General features: G+C 66.8%; 23 protein-coding genes and 2 pseudogenes. 9 read left to right on the forward strand and 16 right to left on the reverse strand.

Features of this window, described 5'->3' with window-relative positions; genetic code table 11:
- Nucleotides 1-140 precede the first annotated feature (140 nt).
- Nucleotides 141-530 carry an SMU1112c/YaeR family gloxylase I-like metalloprotein gene (gloA2, locus tag ACYJP6_RS02335; RefSeq protein ID WP_459473035.1) on the forward strand — a complete coding sequence of 130 codons (390 nt, stop codon included), beginning with the start codon at nucleotides 141-143 and terminating at the stop codon, nucleotides 528-530.
- A gap of 9 nt (nucleotides 531-539) precedes the next feature.
- On the opposite strand, the gene ACYJP6_RS02340 is transcribed toward gloA2, so the two are convergent.
- Nucleotides 540-1,475, reverse strand: coding sequence for a choline sulfate utilization transcriptional regulator (locus tag ACYJP6_RS02340; RefSeq protein ID WP_459473037.1), 936 nt, complete (start codon nucleotides 1,473-1,475; stop codon nucleotides 540-542).
- Nucleotides 1,476-1,639: 164 nt separating this feature from the next.
- Here ACYJP6_RS02340 and ACYJP6_RS02345 point away from each other — a divergent pair, with 164 nt between their 5' ends.
- From ACYJP6_RS02345 to ACYJP6_RS02355, 3 genes are all read left to right on the forward strand, one after another.
- The gene (locus tag ACYJP6_RS02345; protein WP_459473039.1) at nucleotides 1,640-3,280 is read left to right on the forward strand and encodes a methyl-accepting chemotaxis protein; all 1,641 of its coding nucleotides are present in this window, start codon (nucleotides 1,640-1,642) and stop codon (nucleotides 3,278-3,280) included.
- A 119-nt stretch (nucleotides 3,281-3,399) separates the two neighbouring features.
- Nucleotides 3,400-4,908: a choline-sulfatase gene (gene betC / locus ACYJP6_RS02350; protein ID WP_459473040.1), complete on the forward strand. Its 1,509-nt coding sequence runs from the start codon at nucleotides 3,400-3,402 to the stop codon at nucleotides 4,906-4,908.
- A gap of 16 nt (nucleotides 4,909-4,924) precedes the next feature.
- Entirely contained in the window at nucleotides 4,925-5,842 is a 918-nt protein-coding gene (locus tag ACYJP6_RS02355; RefSeq protein WP_459473042.1) for a choline ABC transporter substrate-binding protein, read from the forward strand.
- 3 nt (nucleotides 5,843-5,845) lie between these two features.
- Here ACYJP6_RS02355 and norR read toward each other — a convergent pair whose 3' ends face one another.
- Nucleotides 5,846-7,384 (reverse strand): nitric oxide reductase transcriptional regulator NorR, encoded by a 1,539-nt coding sequence (norR, locus tag ACYJP6_RS02360; RefSeq protein WP_459473044.1) that lies wholly within the window; start codon nucleotides 7,382-7,384, stop codon nucleotides 5,846-5,848.
- 130 nt (nucleotides 7,385-7,514) lie between these two features.
- On the opposite strand from norR, the gene hmpA reads away from it, so the two are divergent.
- A complete protein-coding gene (hmpA, locus tag ACYJP6_RS02365) occupies nucleotides 7,515-8,684 on the forward strand; it encodes an NO-inducible flavohemoprotein (RefSeq protein ID WP_459473046.1) in 1,170 nt (389 codons plus the stop codon).
- A 39-nt stretch (nucleotides 8,685-8,723) separates the two neighbouring features.
- On the opposite strand, the gene ACYJP6_RS02370 is transcribed toward hmpA, so the two are convergent.
- Together ACYJP6_RS02370 and ACYJP6_RS02375 are read right to left on the reverse strand one after the other, a co-directional pair.
- Complete coding sequence (locus ACYJP6_RS02370; protein WP_145008271.1) at nucleotides 8,724-8,951, reverse strand: DUF1161 domain-containing protein; 228 nt, start codon at nucleotides 8,949-8,951, stop codon at nucleotides 8,724-8,726.
- A 43-nt stretch (nucleotides 8,952-8,994) separates the two neighbouring features.
- A complete protein-coding gene (locus ACYJP6_RS02375; RefSeq protein ID WP_007160169.1) occupies nucleotides 8,995-9,210 on the reverse strand; it encodes a dodecin in 216 nt (71 codons plus the stop codon).
- 218 nt (nucleotides 9,211-9,428) lie between these two features.
- Between ACYJP6_RS02375 and ACYJP6_RS02380 the strand changes: the two genes are divergently transcribed.
- Nucleotides 9,429-9,752, forward strand: coding sequence for an ElaB/YgaM/YqjD family protein (locus ACYJP6_RS02380; RefSeq protein ID WP_145008272.1), 324 nt, complete (start codon nucleotides 9,429-9,431; stop codon nucleotides 9,750-9,752).
- Nucleotides 9,753-9,791: 39 nt separating this feature from the next.
- Here the strand turns inward: ACYJP6_RS02380 and ACYJP6_RS02385 are convergent, their stop codons facing one another.
- Nucleotides 9,792-10,688 (reverse strand): LysR family transcriptional regulator, encoded by an 897-nt coding sequence (locus tag ACYJP6_RS02385; protein ID WP_459473049.1) that lies wholly within the window; start codon nucleotides 10,686-10,688, stop codon nucleotides 9,792-9,794.
- 92 nt (nucleotides 10,689-10,780) lie between these two features.
- Between ACYJP6_RS02385 and trpB the strand changes: the two genes are divergently transcribed.
- Entirely contained in the window at nucleotides 10,781-11,989 is a 1,209-nt protein-coding gene (gene trpB / locus ACYJP6_RS02390; RefSeq protein ID WP_459473051.1) for a tryptophan synthase subunit beta, read from the forward strand.
- Nucleotides 11,986-12,792 carry a tryptophan synthase subunit alpha gene (gene trpA / locus ACYJP6_RS02395; RefSeq protein WP_459473053.1) on the forward strand — a complete coding sequence of 269 codons (807 nt, stop codon included), beginning with the start codon at nucleotides 11,986-11,988 and terminating at the stop codon, nucleotides 12,790-12,792. The genes trpB and trpA overlap by 4 nt, the downstream gene beginning before the upstream one ends.
- A 731-nt stretch (nucleotides 12,793-13,523) precedes the next feature.
- Here the strand turns inward: trpA and ACYJP6_RS02400 are convergent.
- The 7 genes and pseudogenes from ACYJP6_RS02400 to gbcA form a co-directional block, all read right to left on the reverse strand.
- Complete coding sequence (locus ACYJP6_RS02400) at nucleotides 13,524-13,934, reverse strand: DUF2141 domain-containing protein (protein ID WP_459473055.1); 411 nt, start codon at nucleotides 13,932-13,934, stop codon at nucleotides 13,524-13,526.
- A 10-nt stretch (nucleotides 13,935-13,944) separates the two neighbouring features.
- Complete coding sequence (locus ACYJP6_RS02405; protein WP_459473057.1) at nucleotides 13,945-14,577, reverse strand: HAD hydrolase-like protein; 633 nt, start codon at nucleotides 14,575-14,577, stop codon at nucleotides 13,945-13,947.
- Nucleotides 14,578-14,674: 97 nt separating this feature from the next.
- A complete protein-coding gene (locus tag ACYJP6_RS02410) occupies nucleotides 14,675-15,547 on the reverse strand; it encodes a methyl-accepting chemotaxis protein (RefSeq protein WP_459473417.1) in 873 nt (290 codons plus the stop codon).
- Nucleotides 15,530-16,300, reverse strand: a pseudogene (locus tag ACYJP6_RS02415) (MCP four helix bundle domain-containing protein); the annotation flags it as partial. The gene ACYJP6_RS02410 and the pseudogene ACYJP6_RS02415, both read right to left, overlap by 18 nt.
- Before the next feature lie 156 nt (nucleotides 16,301-16,456).
- Nucleotides 16,457-17,512, reverse strand: a complete 1,056-nt coding sequence (locus tag ACYJP6_RS02420) for a methyl-accepting chemotaxis protein (RefSeq protein ID WP_459473419.1) — start codon at nucleotides 17,510-17,512, stop codon at nucleotides 16,457-16,459.
- A gap of 75 nt (nucleotides 17,513-17,587) precedes the next feature.
- Nucleotides 17,588-18,082 (reverse strand): annotated as a pseudogene (locus ACYJP6_RS02425) (MCP four helix bundle domain-containing protein); the annotation flags it as partial.
- Between the two features lie 178 nt (nucleotides 18,083-18,260).
- Nucleotides 18,261-19,553 (reverse strand): glycine-betaine demethylase subunit GbcA, encoded by a 1,293-nt coding sequence (gbcA, locus tag ACYJP6_RS02430; protein WP_459473058.1) that lies wholly within the window; start codon nucleotides 19,551-19,553, stop codon nucleotides 18,261-18,263.
- A 331-nt stretch (nucleotides 19,554-19,884) separates the two neighbouring features.
- Between gbcA and ACYJP6_RS02435 the strand changes: the two genes are divergently transcribed.
- On the forward strand, nucleotides 19,885-20,982 hold the full coding sequence (locus tag ACYJP6_RS02435; RefSeq protein WP_459473060.1) for an FAD-binding oxidoreductase: 1,098 nt from the start codon (nucleotides 19,885-19,887) through the stop codon (nucleotides 20,980-20,982).
- Nucleotides 20,983-21,309: 327 nt separating this feature from the next.
- Here the strand turns inward: ACYJP6_RS02435 and ACYJP6_RS02440 are convergent, their stop codons facing one another.
- The 4 genes from ACYJP6_RS02440 to ACYJP6_RS02455 are packed head-to-tail and all read right to left on the reverse strand — an operon-like array spanning nucleotide 21,310 to nucleotide 25,495.
- Nucleotides 21,310-22,422, reverse strand: coding sequence for a hybrid sensor histidine kinase/response regulator (locus ACYJP6_RS02440; RefSeq protein ID WP_459473061.1), 1,113 nt, complete (start codon nucleotides 22,420-22,422; stop codon nucleotides 21,310-21,312).
- A complete protein-coding gene (locus ACYJP6_RS02445) occupies nucleotides 22,415-24,172 on the reverse strand; it encodes an ATP-binding protein (protein WP_459473062.1) in 1,758 nt (585 codons plus the stop codon). The genes ACYJP6_RS02440 and ACYJP6_RS02445 overlap by 8 nt, the downstream gene beginning before the upstream one ends.
- Entirely contained in the window at nucleotides 24,165-25,145 is a 981-nt protein-coding gene (locus ACYJP6_RS02450; protein WP_459473064.1) for a SpoIIE family protein phosphatase, read from the reverse strand. Before ACYJP6_RS02450 ends, ACYJP6_RS02445 begins: the two co-directional genes overlap by 8 nt.
- Nucleotides 25,142-25,495, reverse strand: coding sequence for an ATP-binding protein (locus tag ACYJP6_RS02455; protein ID WP_459473066.1), 354 nt, complete (start codon nucleotides 25,493-25,495; stop codon nucleotides 25,142-25,144). Before ACYJP6_RS02455 ends, ACYJP6_RS02450 begins: the two co-directional genes overlap by 4 nt.
- Between the last annotated feature and the right edge of the window lies 1 nt (nucleotide 25,496).

Consider the following 25,496-nt stretch of genomic DNA (forward strand, 5'->3'; position numbering starts at 1 on the left):
GCCACCCTGCGTCAGCAACGCCCTGGATCGGCGGGCCGGTCGTCATGCACATTCAGCGCGTAAACCGCGCTTTTTCAGGTGTTTTTGCAGGGCCCGAGGCCCTGTTCGGCTCTAGCTCGCGAGATCGTGAACAGCTTCCTATGACCCTCTTCGACCGTCTGCACCACGTGGCGCTGATCTGCGCCGACTATGAACGCTCCCGGCATTTCTATACCGAGATCCTCGGCCTGCCGGTGATCGCCGAGACCTACCGCGAAGCCCGGCGCTCCTGGAAGCTGGACCTGGCGGTGGGCGAGCACGCCCAGCTGGAGTTGTTTTCCTTCCCCGACGCGCCGCCACGGCCGTCGCGCCCGGAGGCCCAGGGCCTGCGCCACCTGGCCTTCGCCGTGGCCGACCTGGACGCCTGCGTCGCTCACCTGCAGAGGCATGGGGTGGTCACCGAGCCGATCCGCACCGACGAGCTGACCGGCAAGAGATTCACCTTCTTCGCCGATCCTGACGATCTGCCGCTGGAAGTCTACGAGCGTTGAGCGCTGCGCTCAGGTCGCCAGCCGTACCCCGGCCAGGGACTCGCGCGGCGCTGCCAGCTCTTCCAGCAGCCAGTCGAGGAAGGGCTGCAGCAGCCGTTGCCGCCGCTTGCGCTGCGGCAACACCGCGTAATAGCCGTAGCCCGAGGTCGCCGAGCCCGGGCACGGCCGGCACAGCAGGTCCTGGGCCAGCAGATCATCGACCAGGTGTCGCCAGCCGATGGCCACGCCCTGGCCGGCGATGGCCGCCTGGATCACCAGGGTGTAGTTGTCGAAGCTGAGCACGGCGCCGTTCTGGTTGCTGGCCGGCGCAGGACAGTCGAGCGCCGCCAGCAGGGCTGGCCAGTCGTACCAGCGACTGTTGGGCGCGGCCTTCAGGTGCAGCAGCGGCCAGTGCGCCAGCTGGGTGTGGCTCAGGGGTACCGAACGATCCGCCAGCAGCCGCGGACTGCACACCGGAAAGACCTCCTCGCGAAACAGCGGCCAGGCCTCGCCGTGCTTGAAGCGGCCATCGCCGAAGGTCAGGGCCACATCCACTTCCGCCCCCAGCACGGGTAGCCGATCACTGGTGATCAGGCTGACGTCGAGCTGGGGATGGCGCGCATGGAAGCGCGGCAGCCGCGGCAGCAGCCAGTAAGCCGCGAAGGCGAAGTCGGTGGCGACCTGCAGCACCTCATGGGCAGGCTGTGCGGTGATGGCGCGCAAGCCCTCATCGATGCTGGCCAGCCCCGCCTCGACATGCTGCTGGAGCAACTGGCCGGCCGCGGTCAAGGCGATGCCGCGATGGATACGGTCGAACAGCCGCGTATCCAGCTGGGCCTCCAGCCGCTTGATCTGCTGGCTCACCGCCGGCTGGGTGGTACCCAGCTCCACCGCGGCCAGGGTGAAGCTCAGGTGGCGGGCCACGGTCGCGAAGATCCGCAGGCTATCCAGCGAAGGGTTAGTCATGGGCGGCCTAAATATCCTCGATCAGCTGCCGATAGAAAAAGGTAATCGAGGCGTTAGCCATCGCTAGCTGTTACAAAAAATAGTGAACCAGTTCACATAAAACCGCTCTAGCATCCGCTGCTGATCCCTTTTCCTTACTTTCTTATCCATTTCAGGAGCTTGCTATGAATGGATTCGCCAATGCCAGTCTGGCGGTCAAGTTGCTGACCGCCTTCGTTGCCTGTGCCTGCATCACCCTGGTCGTCGGTTTTCTCGGTGTCCAGGGCGTTTCTACCCTGGCCGACAGCCTGAAGCTGACCTTTTCCAACAACCTGGTCTCGGTAAGCAATACCAATGCTGCCACCACCTATGCGGTGGCCCAGAATCGTGACCTCTATCGGCTGGTGTCCCTGGCCGCGGTGGGTGCCGATGCCAACCAGCAGGCCCAGGCGCGCGAGCGCATGCAGGCCAACCAGTTGGCCAGCGAGAAGGCCTTCGCCACCTACCGTGCCACGCCGCTGGAAGACGACGAGCGGCTGGCCGGTGATCAGATGGAAAAGGACTGGCCGCTGTACCAGGCCAGCATCCAGCGGGCCCTGGCGCTCCTGCAGCAGGGCGACATGGCCCACGTCAACGAACTCCTCAATGGCGAGGTCCAGACCAATTACCAGCGGGTTCTGGATGAACTCAAGATCATGGTGGATTCCAACAACCGCCAGATCAGCGAAGGGGCCCAGGCAGCCGACGTCAGTGCCTACCAGGCGAACTTCATGCTCTATTCCGGCATCGTGGTCGCCTTCGTGGTGGCCATCGCCCTGGGCATCCTCATCACCCGCTCCATCACCGGTCCCATTGGCCAGGCCGTGGCCAGCGCCCGCCGCATCGCCGCGGGTGACCTGACCCAGACCCTGGTCAACCAGCGCCGCGACGAACCGGGCCAACTGCTCGACGCCCTGGCGGGCATGCAGCGCAACCTCAAGGATACCCTGCAGGAAATCGCCGGGGCCTCCGATCAGCTGGCCTCGGCGGCCGAAGAGCTCACCGCGGTGACCGACGAGAGTTCGCGCGGCCTGGTGCGGCAGAACGACGAGATCCAGCAGGCGGCTACCGCAGTGAACCAGATGACCAGCGCCGTCGAGGAAGTGGCGCGCAACGCCGCGTCCACCTCCGCCGCTTCCCACGCCACCACCGAGGAAGCCGAGGCCGGCCGCCGCGAGGTACAGCAGGCGGTGGGTGCCATCGACGCGATGACCGCGGAACTGGGCAGCTCCAGTCAGACCGTGCAGCAGCTGGCCGACCAGGTAAGGGACATCAGCAAGGTGGTCGACGTGATCCGCAGCATCGCCGAGCAGACCAACCTGCTGGCGCTCAATGCGGCCATCGAAGCGGCCCGCGCCGGCGAGCAGGGCCGCGGCTTCGCCGTGGTGGCCGACGAGGTCCGCGCCCTGGCCGCCCGGACCCAGACCTCCACCGGCGAGATCGAAGGCATCATCGGCACCGTGCAGCAGACCGCCGACCAGGCGGTGCGCGCCATGGACAGCAGCCAGGGCCGGGCCCAGGCCACCCAGGAGCGCGCCCAGGCCGCCGATCAGGCGCTGGCACGCATCACCGAGGCGGTGGCCAGCATCAATGAGCGCAACCTGGTGATCGCCAGCGCCGCGGAAGAGCAGGCCCAGGTAGCCCGCGAGGTGGATCGCAACCTGAGCAACATCCAGGATCTCTCGACCCAGACCGCCGCCGGTGCCAACCAGACCAGCGCGTCCAGTCAGGACCTCTCGCGCCTGGCCACCTCCTTCAACCAGCTGGTCGCCCGCTTCCAGCTGTGAGGGCCGGCCTCGGATAAGCCTGGCTTATCCGAGGCATCAGCATGGCTGACCTTTACCGCGTCATAGCTCCTACCGATCATGGGACCCATAAGTCAACTTGATCCCGGCAGGAGACCCTCGTGCAGCAGCCCAACATTCTCTTCCTCATGGCCGACCAGATGGCGGCGCCCATCCTGCCGCTGTACGACGCCGCCTCGCCGATCAAGCTGCCGAACCTGCAACGCCTGGCTGAACAGGCCGTGGTGTTCGACTCGGCCTATTGCAACAGCCCGCTGTGCGCGCCGTCGCGCTTCACCCTGGTGAGTGGCCAGCTGCCGTCGAAGATCGGCGCCTACGACAACGCCGCCGATTTCGCCGCCGACATCCCCACCTATGCCCATCATCTGCGCCGCCTCGGCTATCGCACGGCGCTGTCGGGCAAGATGCACTTCTGTGGCCCGGACCAGCTGCATGGCTACGAAGAGCGCCTGACCAGCGACATCTATCCGGCCGACTACGGCTGGGCGGTGAACTGGGATGAACCCGAGGTGCGGCCGAGCTGGTACCACAACATGTCCTCGGTGCTGCAGGCCGGGCCGTGCGTGCGTACCAACCAGCTGGACTTCGACGAGGAGGTGGTCTTCAAGGCGCGCCAGTACCTCTACGACCATGTGCGGCGCGGCGACGCCAAGCCCTTCTGCCTGACCGTGTCCCTGACCCATCCCCACGATCCCTACACCATCCCCCGGGAATTCTGGGACCTGTATGACGAGACCGACATTCCCCTGCCCGATGCCACCATCCCCCAGGCCGAGCAGGATCCCCACAGCCAGCGCCTGCTCAAGGTGATCGATCTCTGGGACAAGCCGCTGCCCGCGGCCAAGATCCGCGATGCCCGCCAGGCCTACTACGGCGCCTGCAGCTACGTCGACGCCCAGATCGGCCAGCTGCTCAAGACCCTGGAAGACTGCGGCCTCGCCGAGGACACGGTGATCGTCTTCTCCGGCGACCACGGCGACATGCTCGGCGAGCGCGGACTCTGGTACAAGATGCACTGGTTCGAGATGGCCGCCCGCGTCCCGCTGCTGATCCATGCGCCCGCGCATTTCGCCCCGGCGCGGGTCAAGGCCTCGGTGTCGACTATGGATCTGCTGCCGACCTTCGTCGAGCTGGCCGGCGGCAGCCTGCCCGCGGAGCTGCCGCTGGACGGGCGCTCCCTGCTGGCGCACCTGGAGGGAGGGCAGGGGCACGACGAGGTCATCGGCGAATACCTGGCCGAGGGCACCGTCAGCCCGCTGCTGATGATCCGCCGCGGTCCCTACAAGTACATCCACTGCGAGCTGGATCCGCCGCTGCTGTTCGATGTGCAGAACGATCCGCTGGAGCGCGAGAACCTGGCCGCCAGCGCCGACTATGCCGAGCTGCTCGCCACCTTCCAGGCGGAGGTGCGCCAGCGCTGGGACCTCGAGCGCCTGCACGGCGAGGTCCTGGCCAGCCAGCGGCGGCGGCGCTTCGTCGCCGCGGCGCTGGCGCAGGGCGAGCGGACCAGCTGGGATCACCAGCCCTTCGTCGACGCCAGCCAGCAATACATGCGCAACCATATAGACCTCGACGACCTGGAACGCCGCGCCCGCTTCCCTCAACCCTGAACCAAGGAACACGGCCATGAAACCTGGAATCTTCGCTACGTTCACGTTGGCCCTGGTCAGCCTGTCGGCCCAGGCCGAGGAGCAGGCCTGCGGCACCGTTCGCCTGGCCGACCCGGGCTGGAGCGACATCGCCGCCACCAATGCGCTCACTGGCGCGGTCCTGAGCGCGCTCGGCTATCAGAGCAAGGTCGAGACCCTGGCGGTGCCCATCATCTACGGTGGCCTGCGCGATGGGCAGGTGGACGCCTTCCTCGGCAACTGGATGCCGGCGCAGCAGGCGCACTACGACCAGTTCGTGAAGAGCGGCCTGGTCACCGAGCTGGCGCAGAACCTGACCGGGACCGAATTCACCCTGGCGGTCCCCACCTATGTCTGGGACGGCGGGGTGAAGAGCTTCGCCGACCTGGCGAAGCATGCCGAGCAGTTCGACAAGAAGATCTACGGCATCGGCGCCGGCGCGCCGGCCAACCAGTCGTTGCAGAAGATCATCCAGGGCAACGAATTCGGCCTCGGTGGCTGGCAGCTGGTGGAGTCCAGCGAGCAGGCCATGCTGTCCCAGGTCGGGCGGGCGGTGAAGCGCGACAAGTGGGTGGTCTTCCTGGGCTGGACGCCCCATCCCATGAACGTCGACTACCCGATCAAGTACCTCAGCGGGGGTGACAAGTACTTCGGCACCGCCGGTACGGTGAACACCCTAACGCGCAAGGGCTATGCCGAGCAGTGTCCCAATCCGGCCCGGCTGCTGAGCAACCTGAAGTTCACCCTGGACATGGAAAACGCCGTCATGAGCGCCGCGCGGGACAAGGGCGGTAGCTACGACACCGCCGCCAAGGCCTGGCTCAAGGCCCATCCCCAGGTGCTGGAGCCCTGGCTGCAGGGGGTCACCACCCGCGAGGGCCAGCCCGCCTTGCCGGCGGTACAGCAGGCGCTCTGATGGCTACCTGAGCCCGAGCCGGCGCGCCAGGCGGGCGAGGTTGGCGCGATCCAGCCCCAGGGCGGCGGCGGCCAGCGTCCAATTCTGGCCGTGCTGCTCCAGGGTCAGGGCGATGGTCTGGCGCTGGAAGGCGTCGGTCGCCTCGCGCAGCGACGGGGCGAGCACCGCGGGTTCGTCAGTGGGCAGGGGCAGGGTGTCGAGGGGCAGGCCGAGCTGATCGCTGTCCAGGGTCAGGATGCCGCCGCGCTCCTGGCTGCCGGCATGGGCCTTGAGCGCCGCCCGGCTGATCAGGTGGGAGAGTTCGCGCACGTTGCCCGGCCAGTCGTAGGCCAGCAGGGTTCGCTGCGCCGCCGGGGTCAGCCGCAGCCCGCGCAGGCCGAGCCGGGCGCGGTTCTGCTCCAGGTAGAAGCCGGCCAGCAGCAGCACGTCGCGACCGCGCTCGCGCAGGGCGGGCACCGCCAGCGGATAGACGCTCAGGCGATGATAGAGATCGGCGCGAAAGCGCCCGGCGCGCACTGCCTCGGCCAGGTCGCGATTGGTGGCCGCGAGGATGCGCACATCGACGGTGAGCTCGCGATCCGAGCCCAGCCGCTGCAGCTGACCGCTCTGCAGTACGCGCAACAGCTTGGCCTGTACCGTCAAGGGCAGCTCGCCAACCTCGTCGAGGAACAGGGTGCCGCCGTCGGCCAGTTCGAAGCGCCCACGGCGCTCGCTGACCGCGCCGGAAAAGGCGCCCCGCACGTGACCGAACAACTCGCTTTCCACCAGCGCCTCGGGCAGGGCCGCGCAGTTGAGGCTGATCAGCGGCCGCTGTTGACGCAGGGAGCGCCCGTGCACCGCTTCGGCCACCAGCTCCTTGCCGACGCCGGTCTCGCCGGTGATGAGTACGGTCAGGTCGCTGGCCGCCACGGTCTCGATCTCCTGGCGTAGCCTCAGGCTGGCCGGGCTCTGGCCGATGAGTTCGCGCGGCCGCTGGTGACCCACCGATTGCTGGTAGGCGACGGTCAGCTCGTGTTCGCTGACGATGCGCGCCGAGAGTTGGCGGATGCGCTCGGCGGCGGCCACGGTGGCGGCGGCCAGCCCGGCGAAGGCGGCGAGGGTGGTGAGGTCCTCGGCGCGGGCATCCTGCGCCCGCAGCGAATCCAGGGTCAGCAGGCCCCAGAGCTGATCCTGCACATAGAGCGGACAACCCAGGCAGTCGTGGACTTCCAGGTGTCCGTGCACCCCTTCCACCAGGCCGTCGTAGGGATCGGGCAGGTCACAATCGGCGGCGAAGCGGGTAGGGGTGCGACTGGCCAGCAATAGCGCCAGGCGCGGGTGTTCGGCCACCTTGAAGCGCCGGCCCAAGGTGTCGGCATTCAGCCCGCGGACCGCCAGGGGCACCAGCACCTCGCCTTCCAGACGCAACAGCGCCACCGCATCGAAGGGCAGCAGCTTGCCCAGGGCCGCGAGGAGGCTGGCATAGCGCTGCTGATCCGGCAGATCCCGGGCCAGATCGGCCACCAGCGGGACCATCACCTCGAGCAGGGTTGGGATAGTCAATTTGACCTCGGCAAGTCATTCGGACCTGGTCATTATGACTTGTCGCGTCGGTAAAAGCCTGATCTAGGGCAGTTTTTTGGCTGGCACGACTCGTGATACGGCCAAGGCAGTGCCATCTGGAGCAGTCTGCATGCCGTCACCCGAGCAAAGAGCCATCATCAAGGCCACCGTCCCCCTGCTGGAAACCGGCGGGGAAGCCCTGACGCGCCACTTCTACGCCAAGTTGCTGGGTGATCATCCCGAGATCCGTCCGCTGTTCAACGGCGCCCACCAGGCCAGTGGCGCCCAGGCGCGGGCGCTGGCGCGGGCGGTGCTGATGTACGCCCGCCATATCGACCGCCTGGAAAGCCTGGGGCCGCTGGTGGAGCAGATCGTCAACAAGCACGTCTCCTTGCAGGTCCAGCCGGACCACTATCCACTGGTGGGGATCGCCCTGCTGCAGAGTATCCGCGAGGTGCTGGGGGCGGAGGTGGCGACCGATGCGGTGATCGCGGCCTGGGCGGCGGCCTACGGTCAGCTGGCCAACCTGCTGATCGGCGCCGAGGAGCAGCGCTATGCGGCCCAGGCCGAGGCGCCGGGCGGCTGGCGCGGAGCCCGGCCGTTCCGCATCGCCCGCATCGAGCCGGAAAGCGAGGAAATCAGCTCCTTCTACCTGGAGCCCGTGGATGGCCGGCCGACCAGCATCGCCCAGCCTGGCCAGTATCTGGGGCTGAGCGTGACCCTGGAAGGCATCGAGTACCGGCGCAACTATTCGATCTCGGCGGCCAGCCTCGGGCGTGGCTATCGCATCAGCGTCAAGCAGCAACCGGGTGGGGTGGTCTCGCGCTTCCTGCATGCCGACGCCCATGAGGGCCTGGTGCTCCAGGTGTTCGCGCCGGCCGGCGACTTCGTCCTGCAAGCCTCGTCCAAACCGCTGCTGCTGATCGCCGGTGGCGTGGGCATCACGCCGCTATTGCCCATGGTATCGGCAGCGCTGCCCAGCGGACGGCCGATCCAGCTGATCCATTGCACCCGGCACGCCGGGGTGCAGGCCTTTGGTCACTGGCTGGAGGAGCAGGCCGCCCATCATCCGCAGCTGCAACTGTACTTCTGCTACAGCGAACCCCGAATCGAAGAAGCCTACGCCTCACGGCTGGATCGCGTGCGCCTGCAGCGCTGGCTGCCCAAGTCGCGCGACCTGGACGCCTATGTGCTCGGTCCACAACCCTTCATGGCGCAGGTGCGCCGCGATCTGCTGGCGTTGGGTGTACCGGAAAGACAGATCCGCCACGAGTTCTTCGGACCCGCGGCGGATCTCTAGAGCAGCAAGGCCCGCTGCCAGACGGCAGCGGGAGACCTGTCAGCGACGCTGGTAGACGATGTCCTTGCTACCGCCTTCGCAGCTGCCCACCACCTTGGCGGAGGCGCTGGCGCTGCCCTTGTCCACAACCTCGAGGCTGTAGTGAGCGACCTGCTTGGCCTGCAGCTTGGCATCGATATCGGCCTTGACCGTGTCGCAGGAGGTACCAGCGGCGAAGGCGCCGCCGCTCAGGGCCAACAAACCGAGGGTGATCACGACTCTACGCATCTTGCCTGTCCTTTTGCGAAGGGGTGAAGTCTGGAGTATCTACTCAGCTGGCTTCGATACGGAAGCCGATCTTCAGGGTGACCTGGTAGTGGGCTACCTTGGCATCCTGGATGTGCCCGCGGATCTCGCCTACTTCGAACCATTCGAGGTTCTTCACCGACTTGGCGGTCTCGGCCAGGGCATTGTTGATGGCGTCCTCGACGCTGGTGGTGGAGGAGCCAACGATTTCCAGCTTCTTGTAGGTGTGATGATCGGACATGAACAGTCTCCTGGGTCAGCAATGACGAGCGTTGCAGCCGGTGGCCGGCAACGCGTTGACCGGTGTCGCGGTCGACTCGCCGGGAAGGGTGCTACTGACATTTCAGGCCGCGGAATGCCCCGATAAGTTCACTGGCCAGGCTCTCGGGCGAGGCTTTGCTGCACTTTCCACCGGCTCGGTAGTCACATTCCCTGAATCCGTCCATCCAGGAGGTTGTCATGGCCCGTAACACCGATTACCAGGCGTCCATCGCCAGCATCGAGAACGAAATCAACAGCCTGCTCGACTCGCTGGCATCCCTGAAGAAGAACGCTGCGCGTGAGTCCCGCAGTGGTCTGAGCTCCCTCAAGAGCACCGCTCGCGAAGCCTTCCACAATTCGGGCGATTCGCTGGAAGAGGTCTATGACGACGTTCGCCGGCTGACCCGTCAGTACGGTCGTGCCGCCAGCGGCGTAGCTCGCGAACATCCCTGGGCGACCGTTGGCATCGCTGCGGGCGTGACCATCCTGGTCGGCTGGGCGCTGCTGCGCGGCGACCACTGATAGCACCCGGCAAAGGCATCCTGCGGGATGCCTTTGGCATCAGGCCTCGGCCAGCTCCCGCCTGAGCCAGGCCGCCAACCGCTCCACCCGTTCATCCGCCAGTCGACCCGGCGCCCACAGCGCCAGCTCCGCACCGGTCGCCGCGAAGCCCCAAGGCGCCACCAGTCGCCCCGCCTTCAAGTCCGCCGCTACCAATGGCTCTGGCGCGATCGCCACGCCCAAACCCGACAATGCCGCCTCCAGCAGATAGTAGAGGTGCTCGAAGCCCTGCCCGTAGGTCAGCGCCGGGCGTCCCAGTCCCTGGGTGGCGAACCACTGCGGCCAGGCCTGGGGCCGCGACAGGGTGTGCAGCAGCGGCTCCGCCAGCAGCGCCGACAGGTCGCCGTCCTTGAGGTGCAGATAGGCGGGACAATAGGGACTCAGCACCGGACCGATGCGCTCGGGCGCCAGGTGGTAGGGAGTGACGTCCAGCGGCGGCGCGGTCTCGGTGAACAGCAGGCTAGCATCCAGGCCAGCGGCTGCCAGCGGCGTATCGTCGGTACGGGTCGAGAGGTGCAGGCGCAGGTCCGGCAGGTCCCGATTGAGGCGATCCAGCCGCGGAATGAACCAGCGCGCCACCAGGCTGCCCGGACAACCCAGCACGAAAGGCCCCTGGCGACTGCCGGCCTTGAGTTCGGCGCAGACCTCGCGCAGTCGGGTGAAGGTCTCGGCACTCACGTCACGCAGCCGCAGGCCGGCTTCGGTCAAGGCCAGGCCGCGGCCTTCGCGGCGAAACAGTGCCACGCCCAGCTGTTCCTCCAGTGCACGTATCTGGCGACTCACGGCGCCATGGGTGACATGCAGCTCGTCGCCGGCGCGACTCATGCCGCCCAGGCGAGCAGTGGCTTCGAAGGCGCGCAGGGCGTTCAGCGGGGGCAAATCGTGGGGATCGCTCATCTGTGAGTTTTCCTGATGGGTCAGTGCGATCTTATCGATTTATCACCGGCACTCAAGCAGGTAAGGTAGCTCCATCTTCGCAGGAGAATCCCATGACCCAGACCGCTTATCGCCAGGGCCCCGATGCCCAGGGCATGTTCGGCCAGTTCGGTGGCCGCTATGTCGCCGAAACCCTGATGCCGCTGATCCTCGATCTGCAGCACGAATACGAAACCGCCATGCAGGATCCAGCGTTCCTCGACCAGCTGGCCTATTTCCAGCGCGACTACGTGGGTCGGCCCAATCCGCTGTACTTCGCCGAGCGCCTGACCGAGCACTTCGGGGGCGCCAAGATCTATCTGAAGCGCGAAGAGCTGAACCACACCGGCGCGCACAAGATCAACAACTGCATCGGCCAGATCCTGCTGGCCAAGCGCATGGGCAAGACCCGCATCATCGCCGAGACCGGCGCCGGCATGCACGGCGTGGCCACCGCGACCGTCGCCGCGCGCTTCGGCCTGCCCTGCGTCATCTACATGGGCAGCACCGACATCGACCGCCAGCAGGCCAACGTCTTCCGCATGAAGCTGCTGGGCGCCGAGGTGGTTCCGGTCACGTCCGGTACCGGCACCCTCAAGGACGCCATGAACGAGGCGCTGCGCGACTGGGTGACCAACGTCGCCGATACCTTCTACCTGATCGGCACCGTGGCCGGTCCGCATCCCTATCCGGCTATGGTCCGTGACTTCCAGGCGGTGATCGGTCGCGAGACCCGCGCCCAGATCCTGGAAAAGGAAGGCCGTCTGCCCGACAGCCTGATCGCCTGCGTCGGTGGCGGCTCCAACGCCATGGGCCTGTTCCACGAATTCCTCGATGACACCGAGGTGGCCATCGTCGGCGTCGAGGCCGGTGGTCACGGCGTGGACACCGACAAGCATGCCTCCAGCCTCAACGGCGGGGTCCCGGGGGTGCTGCACGGCAACCGCACCTTCCTGTTGCAGGATGACGATGGCCAGATCATCGATGCCCACTCGATCTCCGCCGGCCTGGACTATCCCGGCATCGGCCCGGAGCATGCCCACCTGCACGACGTGAAGCGCGTGGAATACGTGCCGATCAACGACGACGAGGCGCTCAAGGCCTTCCACCAGACCTGCCGTCTGGAAGGCATCATCCCGGCGCTGGAAACCGCCCACGCCCTGGCCGAGGCCTACAAGCGCGCTCCGCACCTGCCCAAGGACCACCTGATGGTGATCTGCCTCTCGGGCCGCGGCGACAAGGACATGCAGACCGTGATGAGCCACCTGGGAGACAAGCTATGAGCCGCCTGGAAACCCGCTTCGCCGCGCTGAAGGCCGAGGGCCGCGCCGCCCTGGTCACTTACACCACCGCCGGCGATCCGGATTACGCCACTGCCCTGGCCATCCTCAAGGGCTTGCCGGCCGCCGGTGCCGACGTCATCGAGCTGGGCATGCCCTTCACCGATCCCATGGCCGACGGCCCGGCCATCCAGGCCGCCGCGCTGCGCGCCCTGCAGGGCGGCCAGAACCTGGCCAAGACCCTGGAGATGGTGCGTGATTTCCGCCGTGACGAGCGGGAAACGCCGCTGGTGCTGATGGGCTACTACAACCCCATCCATCGTTATGGCATGGAGCGCTTCCTGGCGGAAGCGGCCGAAGCCGGGGTGGATGGCCTGATCGTGGTCGACCTGCCACCCGAGCATGACGCCGAGCTGGCGCTGCCGGCCCAGGCCGCCGGCATCGACTTCATCCGCCTGACTACCCCGACCACCGACGACGCCCGCCTGCCGCGGGTGCTCAACACCAGTTCGGGGTTCGTCTACTACGTTTCCGTCGCCGGCGTGACCGGTGCCGGTTCGGCTACCACCGAGCACGTCGAAGCCGCCGTGGCCCGCCTGCGCCGCTTCACCGACCTGCCCCTGGCGGTAGGCTTCGGCATCCGCACCCCGGAGCAGGCGCGCGTCATCGCCCGGCTTGCCGACGGCGTGGTAGTAGGCTCGGCCTTCGTCGACCAGATCGCCAAGGCCGAATCCAGCGACGCCGCCATCGACGGCGTGCTCGGCCTGTGCAAGCAATTGTCGGCGAGTGTCCGCACCGCGCGCTGAATCCAGGCGATGCACCGAAAAGGACCGCCCAGGCGGTCCTTTTTCATGTATGGATTCTTTACAGCCTGTGCATAACCCTGTGGAAAGTCTGTTCGCTTCCGGCGCAAAGGCCTGCCCTAGCAGGTTTGCACGGACAAGATGCTTGTTGATCGAATCCTCGATGACAGGACGTCGGGGTCAAAAGACGAACGACGGCGGAGTCCGGCGTCCTTGCCTGGAACGTAAAGGCTGTGGATAAGCCCTGAGCAAGGTGTCAGCAACCTCCTAGGCGACAGCCAGACGAAATCTGCTCAAAAATTGAGCAGATTTGACGGGGTCGTCTTGGGGACCAGACGGGAGGGTGAAGGCCTGGTTTTCCCACATCTACTGTGTGCGCGCCTGTGGAAAAGATGTGGGACTCGACCTGCAGGCCAGGCTTGGCAAGGCTTGCGGAAGATCGTATAAAAAATGATCAATCTTTAATGGACTGTTTTCCACAACCCACAATAGAACTGCATAGGCCTGTGGATAGGATGTTCGCTCAGTGCTGAAACCCAGCAATGACGCGGCCTGCAGAGAATAGATCAAATAATGATCAATCTGGCCCCGGATCGGTGAGTCAAGGACTTTCCTGAGTGGCACCAGGGAGTTATCCACTCTTGCTCAACGGCTGACTCACCTATGGGCGCTAAAAGCGGCTGTGGATAATTCTGTTGATTTTCTGTTGGGAAGCCTGTGTACGAAGCCTGCGGCTAGCGCAAGGTCACCTGTTGTCGCAGTCCTTCCGCCGGTAGGTTGAAGGCACATTCCTCGAAGGTGGCCATGCGCATGCGCAAGGGAGGATTGTTGCTGTAGCCGTATTGCTCGGTGGGCATGCCGATGAAATTGGTGTCCAGCGTGCTGTTGCCGTTGCTGTCGTGGATGACCGACACCGCATAGCGCCCGGGCGGCAGGTCGAAGCGCTGTTCCTGGGCGCCCGGCTGTGCGGCGAGGTGGGCCTGGGCGACCGGCAGCCGATGCTCCTTCCAGGCCTCTTCGTTGGCGAACACGGCGAGTAGCAGCTGGCCACCCGAGGCGTCGACCGTCTCGACCCGCACCTGCAACTCGGCGGCGTGCAGCAAACCACTCAGACAGAGACCGGATACCAGCAACAGAGACTTCATGGGCATTCCTTCAGCAAGAGGGAGGCGTCAGCCGCAGCAGCTCGGCCGGCTGTTCGAAGAAGAGATCGGGGCGCTGCGCCCGCAGTGTCGCCGGGCAGCCATAGCCCCAGGCCACGGCGGCGCAGTCCAGCCCGGCGTGGCGCGCGGCCTGGAGATCGCGCAGCTCGTCGCCGACATAGAGGGCGTCGGCCGGCGCGATACCCTGGCGCCGGACCAGGCGTGCCAGGCGGCGCGCCTTGCCCAGCAGGGGGATATCGAATTCGCCAGCACCGAACAGGCGCCCGGCCTGGGGCAGCACCTGGTGGACGGCGGCGGCGGAGTTGGACGTTGCCAGGCCCAGGGCTAGCCCGCTGGCCTGCAACCGAGCGAGGGCCGCGGGAATCTCGGCGAAGGGCGCGACCTGGTCCCCGCGCTCGGCCAGCAGGCGTCGATAGTGGCGGGCGATGCGCGGTACCTGCCACAGGCGGATGCCCAGGCTGTCGAGCAGGCCGGTCAGGGAGCCGGCGCGCAAGCGCGGCCACTCCTCCGGCGCGGGCTGGCGAAAGCCATGGGTTCGCGCCAGCTCGCCGAGACAGCTCAGCAGAAAGGGCAGGCTGTCCGCGAGGGTGCCGTCGAAGTCGAAGATGACGTAGCGGTAGCTCATGCAGGGAAGACGCGGCCGGCGAAGGCGCCAGCGTAGCGGGCGCCTCCCGGTTTTGCCACCGCGTCCAGGGCCAGGAGCGGCGTCCCTGCCGGCCAGATCACACGCGGAAGCGGCGGATCTGCCCGTTCAGCTCCACGGCCAGCTCGGAAAGCTGCTGGCTGGCGGCGCGGGTCTGCTCGGCGCCCGCGGCGGTCTGCACCGACAGGTCGCGGATGCGTACCAGGTTGCGGTCCACCTCGCGGGCCACCTGGGCCTGCTCCTCGGCGGCGCTGGCGATCACCAGGTTGCGCTCGTCGATGCCCGATACCGACTGGGCGATGGCGGCCAGGGCGGCGTTGGCCGACTGCGCCTGCTCGCGGGTCTGGCGCGCCTGGTCGGCACTGGTCAGCAGCGCATCGACGGTCTGGCCGGTGCCCTGCTGGATGCTGCCGATCATGCCTTCGATCTCGCGGGTGGATTCGCCGGTGCGGTGGGCGAGGGCGCGGACTTCATCGGCGACCACGGCGAAGCCACGACCGGCATCGCCGGCGCGGGCGGCTTCGATGGCAGCATTGAGCGCCAGCAGGTTGGTCTGCTCGGCGACCGAACGGATGACGTCCAGCACCTGGCTAATGTTACGGGTCTGCTCGGCCAGCTGGCGCGCCTGTTCGCTGGCACCCAGTACGTTCTCGGTGAGCACCTCGATGGCGCCCAGGGTATCGCCCAGCTGACGCTGGCCCTGGCGCGCGGTATCGGCGGCCTGGCGCGATTCGGTCGAGGTCGAGGTGGCATTGCCGGCCACCTCGTCCACCGCCTGGCTCATCTCGGTGACGGCGGTGGCGGCCATCTCGATCTCGCTGTTCTGCTGTTGCAGGCCGTGGGCGCTTTCCTGCATCACCGCGGTCATTTCCTCGGCAGCGGAGGCCAGCTGGGTAGCGGAGTGGCCCAGGTGCCCAAGGGTGTCGCGCAGGTTGGTCTGCATCTGCTGCATGGCCTGCAGCAGCTGGGCGGCTTCGTCATGACCCCGGGTGTCCAGGGTCTGGGTCAGGTCACCGCTGGCGATGGTGCGGGCGGCAAGGACCGCCTCGGCGATGGGGCGGGTCATGCTCAGGGTCAGGCGCCAGGCCAGCAGCACGGTCAGGGCCAGGGCCAGGCCGATGGCGATCCAGGTGATGGAGGTGGCCTGGGCATAGGTGGCACCCGACCGCTGGGACGCCGCGGTGATGTCTTCCTGGTTGATCTTGCGCAGGGCTTCGGTGCGTTCGTTCATCTGCACGCCGAGCTGGGCCATGTTGGTCTGGATCAGGCTGCGCGCCTCCTCGAGCTTGCCGGCACCGATGAGGTCGGCGAGCTGGACGATGTAGCGGCCGTAGTCGCGATGGATCTGGCGCAGGGCATCGAAGGCCTGGCGCTCGCGATCACCGCTGAGCAGCCGCTCGTAGCGGCCGAAACCGGCTTCGACGTCGGCACCTATGCTGTCGATCTTCTTGCGCGTCGCAGCGACGGTGGCCGCGTCCGGGATCGCCAGCAGGCGCAGCACCTCGACCCGGGTACGGGCCAGCTGCAGGGCGAGGTTGTCGGCTTCGACGATGCTGGGCACGTTGTTGGTTTCGATCACCTGGCTCTGGGTACGGAGCTGCGACAATTGCAGCAGCCCGAACAGACCCAGACTGGCCACGATGATGGCCAGCAGGCCGAAGCACAACACACTGCGGATGGCGAGGGAGAAGGAACGAAAAGTCACGGCGGCAGCCCCGATGGAGATTGGAGGCCCCCTGTAACGGCTAGGCGCGCCGCGACTTTAAGGTCATTCGTCTTAAAATATTACTAATGCAACGATGGCTGCCGACCTGGTATCCCGGCGACGTTTCAGGCACCGGGTCGAGAGCCTTCGCGGGCTTCAGAACTGGAAGCGGCGGACCTGGCCACTGAGGGTCGTCGCCAGGTCCGCCAGCTGCTGGCTGGCGCCGCGGGTCTGCTCGGCGCCTGCGGCGGTCTGCACCGACAGGTCGCGGATGCGCACCAGGTTGCGATCCACCTCGCGGGCCACCTGGGCCTGCTGCTCGGCGGCGCTGGCGATCAGCAGGTTGCGCGCGTCGATGCCGGAGACCGCCCCGGCGATGGCGGCGAGGCCGGCGTTGGCCGCCTGGGCCTGCTCCCGGGTTTGACGTGCTTGGTCGGCGCTGGTCAGCAAGGCATCGACGGTCTGGCCGGTGCCCTGCTGGATGCTGCTGATCATCTTCTCGATCTCGCGGGTCGAGTCGCCGGTACGCTGGGCCAGCGCGCGCACCTCGTCGGCCACCACCGCGAAGCCACGACCCGCCTCGCCTGCACGGGCGGCCTCGATGGCGGCGTTGAGCGCCAGCAGGTTGGTCTGTTCGGCGACCGAATGGATGACGTCCAGCACCTGGCTGATGCCGCGGGTCTGGGTTTCCAGGTCCCGGGCCTGCCGACTGGCGCTCAGCACCTGCTCGGTGAGGGCCTCGATGGCGTCCAGGGTATCGCCCAGCTGGCGTTGCCCCTGGACGGCCGTCTGCGCCGCCTGCCGCGATTCGCTGGAAGTGGACCCGGCATTGCCGGCGACTTCCTCGACCGCCTGGCTCATCTCGGTCACGGCGGTGGCCGCCTGTTCGATCTCGTTGTGCTGCTGTTGCAGGCCCTGGGCGCTTTCCTGCATGACCGCGGTCATCTCTTCGGCGGCGGAAGCCAGCTGGCCGGCCGAGTCGCCGATATGCCCGAGCGTCTCGCGCAGCTGGCCCTGCATCTGCTGCATGGCCTGCAGCAACTGGGCTGCCTCATCGTGGCCGCGGCTGTCCAGCGGCTGGGTCAGGTCGCCAGCGGCGATGGTGCGCGCGGCGGCCACGGCCTGGGCGATGGGGCCGGCGAGGCTGCGGGTCAGGCGCCAGGCGAGCAGGGCGGTGAGGACCAGTGCCAGCAGGATCGCCAGCCAGGTCACGGTGGTGGAGCGGGCATAGGCGGCATCCGCGCTGGCGCTGGCACTGCGGATATCCTGCTGGACGGCGTTGCCCAGCGTGTCGATACCGGTATTCATCCGGCCACCCAGCGCCGCCATGCTCTGCTGGACCACCTGTCGCGCCTCGGCGAGTTGGCCGGCCCCGGCCAGGGTAGCCAGCTGCTGTACGCCCTGCATGTATTGCCGGTGCACCTGGCGCAACTCGTCCAGCGCCTGGCGGCTCTGCGGCGACAGCACCCCCTGCCGGTAATGCTCGAACACGGCCTGGACCTGGGTATCCAGGCCCTCCAGGCGTGCGCGCGTGCTGGCCAGGCTGTCGGCATCGGGCATGGCCAGCAGGCGCAGGGTCTCGATGCGGGTCCGCGCTAACAGCAGACTCAGGGTGTTGGTTTCGATGAGGGTAGGGACATGGCGCTGTTCCACCTGGTGCCCCAGTTCGCGGATCTGCGCCAGCTGGAACCAGCCGAACAGGCCGAGAGCGGCGACAAGGGCTGCGAGGATGCCGAAGCACAGCAGATTGCGGGTAGCGATGGACAGCGAACGTAGGGTCATGACGGCCTGCAGGTGAAAAGACGGCAGAATGCCAACAGGGTCGCGACGCTGGATGAAGATTTGAAGAAAAGGCTCTAGGACGGGTGCGGCATAAGACCGCAGCGGAGAAACGACAGGACGAGGGCGCCCCACCTGGAGCCCTCGCGGCTTCAGGTGGGGCTGGGTGACGAGCCGGGTGTCAGTCGCCGCTGACCTGGCGCAGGTGCGTGGCCGGCTGCTCCTCGCCCAGGTTGTCGAGCAGGCGTTCGCTGTACCAGTCGATGAAGTTGATCACGCCGAACTCGTAGGTCTTGGAGTAGGGGCCGGGCTGGTAGGCCTTGGAATTGATGCCGCGCTGGTTTTCCTCGGCCAGGCGACGGTCCTGGTCGTTGGTGGCATCCCACACCTTGCGCAGGTTCTCCGGATCGTAGTCGACGCCTTCCACGGCATCCTTGTGCACCAGCCACTTGGTGGTCACCACGGTCTGGGTCGGACCCAGCGGCCAGACGGTGAAGACGATCATGTGATCGCCCATGCAATGGTTCCAGGAGTGCGGCAGGTGCAGGATGCGCATGGAGCCCAGGTCCGGATCGGTGATCCGCCCCATGAGCTTCTTGCAGCCCGGCTTGCCGTCCATGGTCATGGACACGGTACCGGCGAGCAGCGGCATGCGCACGATGCGGTTGCGCAGGCCGAAGCTGGCGTGGGCGTAGGGGATCTTGTCGGCGTCCCAGCGGGTGGTGCAGGCGGCGACCTGGTCCTTGAACGCCTGGGAAGCGCGCGGATCGGTGACGTCGTCCCATTCCAGCAGGGTGTTCAGCAACTCGGGGTGGGAGCCGCTGCAGTGGTAGCACTCGCGGTTGTTCTCCAGCACCAGCTTCCAGTTGGCCTGCTCGACCAGGTCGGTGCGTACCGCGACCTTGGCGTTCTCCATGTCGTACGGCTCCATGTAGTGCTCGAGCGTACGCAGGAAGTCGTCGATGGCCGGCGGTTCGTCGGCCAGGGAAATGAAGATGTAGCCGCCGGCGGTCTTGACGTGGATCGGCTTGAGGTTGAAGTCGGCCATGTTGAAGTCGGCGCCCATCTCGGTGCCGGCGAACAGCAGGCGGCCGTCCAGCTCGTAGGTCCACTGGTGGTAGGGGCAGACCAGCTTGGCGACCTTGCCCTTGTCGCTCACGCACAGGCGCGAACCGCGGTGGCGGCAGACGTTGTGGAAGGCGTGGACCTTGCCCTCGGTGCCGCGCACCACCAGGATGGGGTTGTCGCCAATCTGCAGGGTGATGTAGTTGCCCTTGGTGGGGATCTCGCAGGTCATGCCGGCGATCAGCCATTCCTTGCCGAAGATCTCCTGCATGTCGATCTGGAACAGGCGCTCGTCGTTGTAGAAAGGCTGGGGCAGGGAATAGGTGCGCTCGCGGGTGCGCAGCATCTCGGCCGTGGCCTTGCGGGCCGGATCGAGAGGGTCGCCCAAACTCAAGGTGCTGACGTCCATCGTACATCCTCGTGGCCACCCGGCGGGTGGCGAAAAGTGGTTGGTCACGGTATTGCAAGGCGTGTCGGCCGACGGGGCGGGGCCGCCGAATGACCCGGAGAGTTGCCCGTCGTGCGCTGTTTCGGGTTCGGCTTGGGGCGGAGTGTGGGGCCGGAGCCGGGAGGGTGCCTTGCTCATGGGCGACATGGCCAACGCTGTTCACGACGCCCCAGCCCTTGCCACTGCTGGGCCGGTCGCCATCGGCATGTGGATGTCGCGATTGGGAAAGTGACGGTCGGATGTCGCTCCCAGAATCGCCGCCAATAGCCCCCAGCGGCAGTCGAGGTGCGCCATGAATACCTTCATCAACCCCGTAACCACCCAGACCTGGACCAATGGCCGCCACCCCGTGCGCTGCGTCAAGGTCATCCAGGAAACCTGGGACGTGCGCACCTTCTGCTTCACGGCCGAAATCCCGCTGATGTACTTCTTCAAGCCGGGGCAGTTCGTCACCCTGGAACTGGAGATCGGCGGCCGCCAGGTGATGCGCTCCTACACCATCTCCAGCTCGCCCTCGGTGCCCTACAGCTTCTCCATCACCGTCAAGCGCGTGCCGGGTGGCCAGGTGTCCAACTGGCTGCACGACAACCTGAAGGTCGGCGACAACCTGGCGGTACACGGCCCGGTCGGGCTGTTCAACGCCATCGACTATCCCGCCGACAAGGTACTTTACCTGTCCGGCGGTGTGGGCATCACCCCGGTGATGTCCATGGCACGCTGGTTCTACGACACCAACGCCAACGTCGACATGGTCTTCGTGCACAGCGCCCGCACCCCGCGCGACATCATCTACCGCCACGAGCTGGAACACATGGCCGCGCGGATCGACAACTTCGTGCTCAACATGGTGTGCGAGCGTACCGAGCACGGCGAGTCCTGGGCCGGCTACCGCGGCTACTTCGACCGGCGCATGCTGGAGCTGATGGCGCCGGACTTCCGCGAGCGCGAGATCTTCTGTTGCGGCCCCACCCCCTACATGAACGCGGTCAAGGCCATGCTCCGCGAGCTGGGCTTCGACATGGCGCGCTACCACGAGGAATCCTTCGGCGCGACGCCGCCGGAAGCCAAGGTGGAGGCGGCGGAACAGGCCGAGGCCGCGGCGGACCTGCCACCGATCCCGCTCGAGGCGCAGTGCCTGATCTCCTTCACCGACAGCGGCAAGAGCGTCAGCATCGGCCCCGGCGAGACCATCCACGGCGCGGCGGCCAAGCTCGGCCTGCACATTCCCAAGGCCTGCGGCATGGGCATCTGCGGCACCTGCAAGGTACTCAAGAAGAGCGGTGAGGTGGTCATGGACCACAACGGCGGCATCACCGAGGAAGACGAGGCCGAAGGCTACATCCTGTCTTGCTGCAGCATCCCGCAAGGGGATGTGCAGATCGAGTTCTGATGGAGTGACGTCGGTTGGGCTGAGACGTTTTCATCGTCGAAGCCCAACGCTGCCCAGATCAACCCCGTATCGTTGGGCTTCGGCGGTGGCGCTGCCTCAACCCAACCTACGACGAGACTCCCCGTAGGGTGGCACTGAGCATAGCGAAGCCCAACATCGCCAAGATCAATTTCACGCTGTCGGGCTTCGGCGATGAAGTCGCCTCAACCCAACCTACGAGACTTCCCGTAGGTTGGCGCTGAGCATAGCGAAGCCCAGCATCGCCAAGATCAATTGCGCGCTGTTGGGCTTCGGCGAGGAAGTCGCCTCAACCCCACCTACGGCGTACTAGGCGATCTGCGTCGGCAGGAGCAGGGTAATGACCACCTCACCGGCGCCATTGGCGAAGCGCGCCTCGCCGCCGAAGCTCTCGCTGAGCGCCTTGACGATGGGCAGGCCCAGGCCCCAGCCGCGCTTGTCGCTGCGGGTGGAGATGAAATAGGGCGTCGCCAGGTTGGCCAGGACCTCGTCCGGAAACTGGCCGAGGTTGCGCAACTCCAGCACCACCCGCTCATCGACCAGCCGCTGGCGGACCTGGATCGGTGTGCCGGTCTGGCCATGCTTGGCAGCGTTGAGCACCAGGTTGTCGAAGATACGCAGGAAGGCGTATCTGTCCCACAGCACCTCCAGCCCCGGGGTCTCCAGCTGCAGGTCGAGCGGGTTGCCGAATTGCAGCCGCAGGTTGGCCGCGGCCTCTTCCAGCAACGGGCCCAGCACCAGCGGATCGCCGCTCAGGCGTACGCCGCCGCCCAGGCTCATGTGGCTGATGTCGAGGACATCGGTGATCATCTGGTTCATGCGCTGCAGGTTGTCGTGCAGGGTCTGCAGCAGGTCGTCGGTGCGCCGCGCCGGGTTGCGCTGCATCAGGTTGACCACCATGGTGGCGGCGGTGAGTGGCGAGCGCAGGTCGTGGTTGAGGGACCTCATGAAGCGCTCGAGCATGACCTTTTCCGCCTGCAGGTCTTCGCTGCGAGCGATGGCCGAGTTGCGCTGCTGTTCCATGTGCCCGACCCGGGAACTGGCCTTGAGCAGGGCACCGACCGTGGCCAGTACCTCTTCCGGGTTGATCGGATGGGTCAGGTAGGCCTGGGCGCCGGTGTTGAAGCCCTGGGCCTTGTCCTTGCCCGAGACGAAGGTGGCCGAGATGTTGATGATGGCCGGCAGCCGGCCCCAGCCACGCTTGCCTTCGATGGCCTGGATCAGCTCGAAGCCGGTGGTGTCCGGCAGGTTGACGTCGATGATCACCAGCTCGACGTCATCGTCGATCAACAGCAAGCCACTGGCGCCGCTGGCCGCTTCGAGCACCTGGTAGTGGGGCTGGGTCGCCAGGATCTTGCGCAAGACGTAGCGATTGGCCTCGGTGTCGTCGATGATGACGATGCGGCGCAGGGCGTCAGTCATCGGTCAGGCTCCGCGCCAGGGTGCAGACCGCGGCGAGCAGCCGCTCGGCGTGGTCGGGGGCGTGCTTGAACAGGATGGCGTGGCAGTAGTCCTGCAGGCGCTGCTGGCTGGCCGCGTCGAGCGGCTGGGCGGTGTTGATCAGCACCCGGCGATGCATGCTCCAGTCCATGCTGGCGAGCAGGTCCTCGCCATTGATGTCGGGCAGGTCGAGGTCGAGGATGATGATGTCCGGGCGCACCGCGTTGAGGCGATCCAGGCTGCTGCGGGCGCTGTTGGCTTCCAGCAGGACCGGGTTGAGACGCTCGAGGGTGCGCCGGACCAGGTAGCGATCGGCGTCGTTGTCTTCGATCACCAGTACGGTGAGGCCGCTGAGGTCGAGTTCCTGCCCGGTGTCCGCCTGGCTGGCGTAGTGGCGGGGCAGGCGCAGGGTGAAGCGACTGCCGCGACCGACTTCGCTGTCGAGGGTCAGCTCGCCCCTGAGCAGCACGGCCAGGCGCTGCGCCAGCGGCAGGCCCAGGCCGGTGCCTTCGATGTGGGTCAGGTGCGGCGACCGGATACGCTCGAATTCCTCGAAGATCTTCTGCTGGTCCTCGGCAGCGATGCCGATGCCGTTGTCCTCCACCAGGAATTCCAGGGTCGCGTCGTCGGGCTGGAACACCTGGATGCGCACATGACCCTGGGGGGTGTACTTGAAGGCATTGGCGATCAGGTTGCGCAGCACCTGGAATAGCCGGCTCTCGTCGGTGTCCAGCAGCACCTCGCCGGGCCCCGGGGCGACGCTGAAGCTGACCTGGGGATAGCGCGGCGCCAGGGCCGTGGCGAACTGATTGAGTCGCTCGATGAAGGGCGCGAGCGGGAACGGCTGGGGCACGATGGTCAGTCGACCGGACTGCACCTCGGCCAGGGCCAGCAGCTCGCTGACCAGGTTGGCCAGTTCCAGCGCCGCATCGCTGATGAAGCGTACCTGGCGCTGCTGCTCGGTATTGAGCGCGCCGTCCACCCCGCTGGCGAGCAGCTTGGCGACGTTCTCGATGATGTTGATCGGGGTGCGGAACTCGTGGGTCATGTTGGAGAAGAAGCGGGTCTTCGCCTCGCTCGCCTCCTTGAGTTCCTGGGTGGCCTTTTCCAGTTCCGAGTAGAGCGCCACCACGCCCTGGTTGGTGTTCTCCAGTTCCTTGTTGGTGACCTCCAGCTCCGATTGGCGCAGCTGCAGCTCGGTGTTGGTCAGCAACAGCTCCTCGCTTTGCAACTGGATCTGCTGGTAGGGATCGGGCGCGGCGCCGCCCTGCAGCTCGGCGATCAGCGGGGCCAGCTGGGCCTGCTCGGGCAGCGGCCGCGGCGCCTGGTACTTGCAGGCGGTGATCCGGGTACCGGCGGAGGAGGTCTGCAGGTCGAAGTCGTCGAACAGGCGCTGGGCGCCGCGCAGGCCGATGCCCATGCCGGTGTTGGAGCGATAGCTGCCGGCGCGGATGGCGTCCAGCTCGGCGATGCCCGGACCCTGGTCCAGGGCGCGGATCTGCAGGCCGCGCAGCCGCTGGTCAGGATCGGTCAGCAGGGCGAAGTCGAAGTGGCCACTGCCGGCGTACTGGTGGATGTTGCGCGCCAGTTCCGATACCGCGGTGGCCAGGCGGATCTGATCCAGTACCGGCCACTCCAGGGCCGCGGCCAGGCGTTTGGCCGCCTGGCGGCAATGCACGATGTCCTGCTCGCTGCGCAGGGCGAGGGTCAGCAGGGGCAAGACGTCAAACATGCTTGAGTACCAGGACGGTGGCATCGTCGGAGGGACGCCGGAAATCACGATGCAGCAGCGCTGCGATGAGCGCCGGATGGCGCGCGCCCAACCCGCTGTGCTCGCCCAGTCCGACCTTGGAGGTCAGGCCATCGGAGTTCAGCACCAGCAGGGAGCCTGGCGTCCAGGGGTAGGTGAAGGTCTGGATCCGGCCGATCCGGTAGCCCAGGGTGCCGTTGTTGGACACCAGGCTGCGCGCGCTGGCGCCGAGCAACCGACCGGCGATGTTGCCGATGCCGCAAAAGCTCACCTGGCCCTGGTCGGGGTCCAGCTCGGCCAGGGCCAGGGCGGCGCCGCGGGTTTCCATCAGCGCCTGGTGCAGGTTCTCCATCAGCCGTTGCAGCGGCAGGTGCGCCCCATGGTGCAGGAACAACTCCCGGGCGCGACGACTGGCGGCGGCGGCCTGCTGGCCATGGCCGAGGCCGTCGCATACCAGCAGGCGCCGACCGGAGACCGCCCAGCTGTCGCCACAGACCTGTTCGCCGGGATAGGGGGTGCAGAGGGCGCCATGCTGCAGCCGGGTGTGCGGCGCGCCGGCGAGGTGAAAGCGCGCCAGTACCACGGTGCCCTGGCCGGGCCGGGAATGGATGTCGAACACATCGGATTGCCGGCGGATGGCACCCAGGCCCGCGCCCAGGGTGGCGGCGGTGCTGTAGTGGTCGGTCAGGCAGCGGGCGACGTCATGCATCCCGGGGCCGTGATCCACGGCCAGGACATCGAGCACGCCGTCGTTGCCCAGGGTGGCCAGGAGTTCGCCGTGGCCGGCATGGCGGACCAGGTTGTAGCCCAGCTCCTGGGCGACGATGGTCAGTCGCCCGAGCAGGGTTTCATCGGTGCTGACGGTGCTCGCCAGCCGGACCAGGGCGCGCCGCGCGGCGTCGACATGGACACTGGTGGTGACCGGCAGCACCAGGCTGCACGGCTGCTCGCTCATCGCCACTTCCACAGCTCGACGGTGGTGCCCTGGCCGGGCCGGCTGTCGATGTGGAAGTCGTCCACCAGCCGGCGCGAGCCGGACAGCCCCAGCCCCAGGCCCTTGCCCGAGGTGTAGCCGTCGACCATGGCGCGCTCGAGATCGGCGATACCCGGGCCGTTGTCGCGGATCACCAGGCGGATCGCCGGCTTGCCGGCACGTACCGTCTCCTCGATCAGGCATTCGCCGCCCAGCCCGTAGACCAGGCCGTTGCGCGCGATCTCGCTGGCTGCGGTGACGATCTTGGTCTGGGAGATCAGCCCCAGGCGAATGGCTTCGGCGACCTTGCGCACCTGTTGGCGGATCAGCACG

The organism is Pseudomonas sp. No.117 (assembly GCF_054558395.1).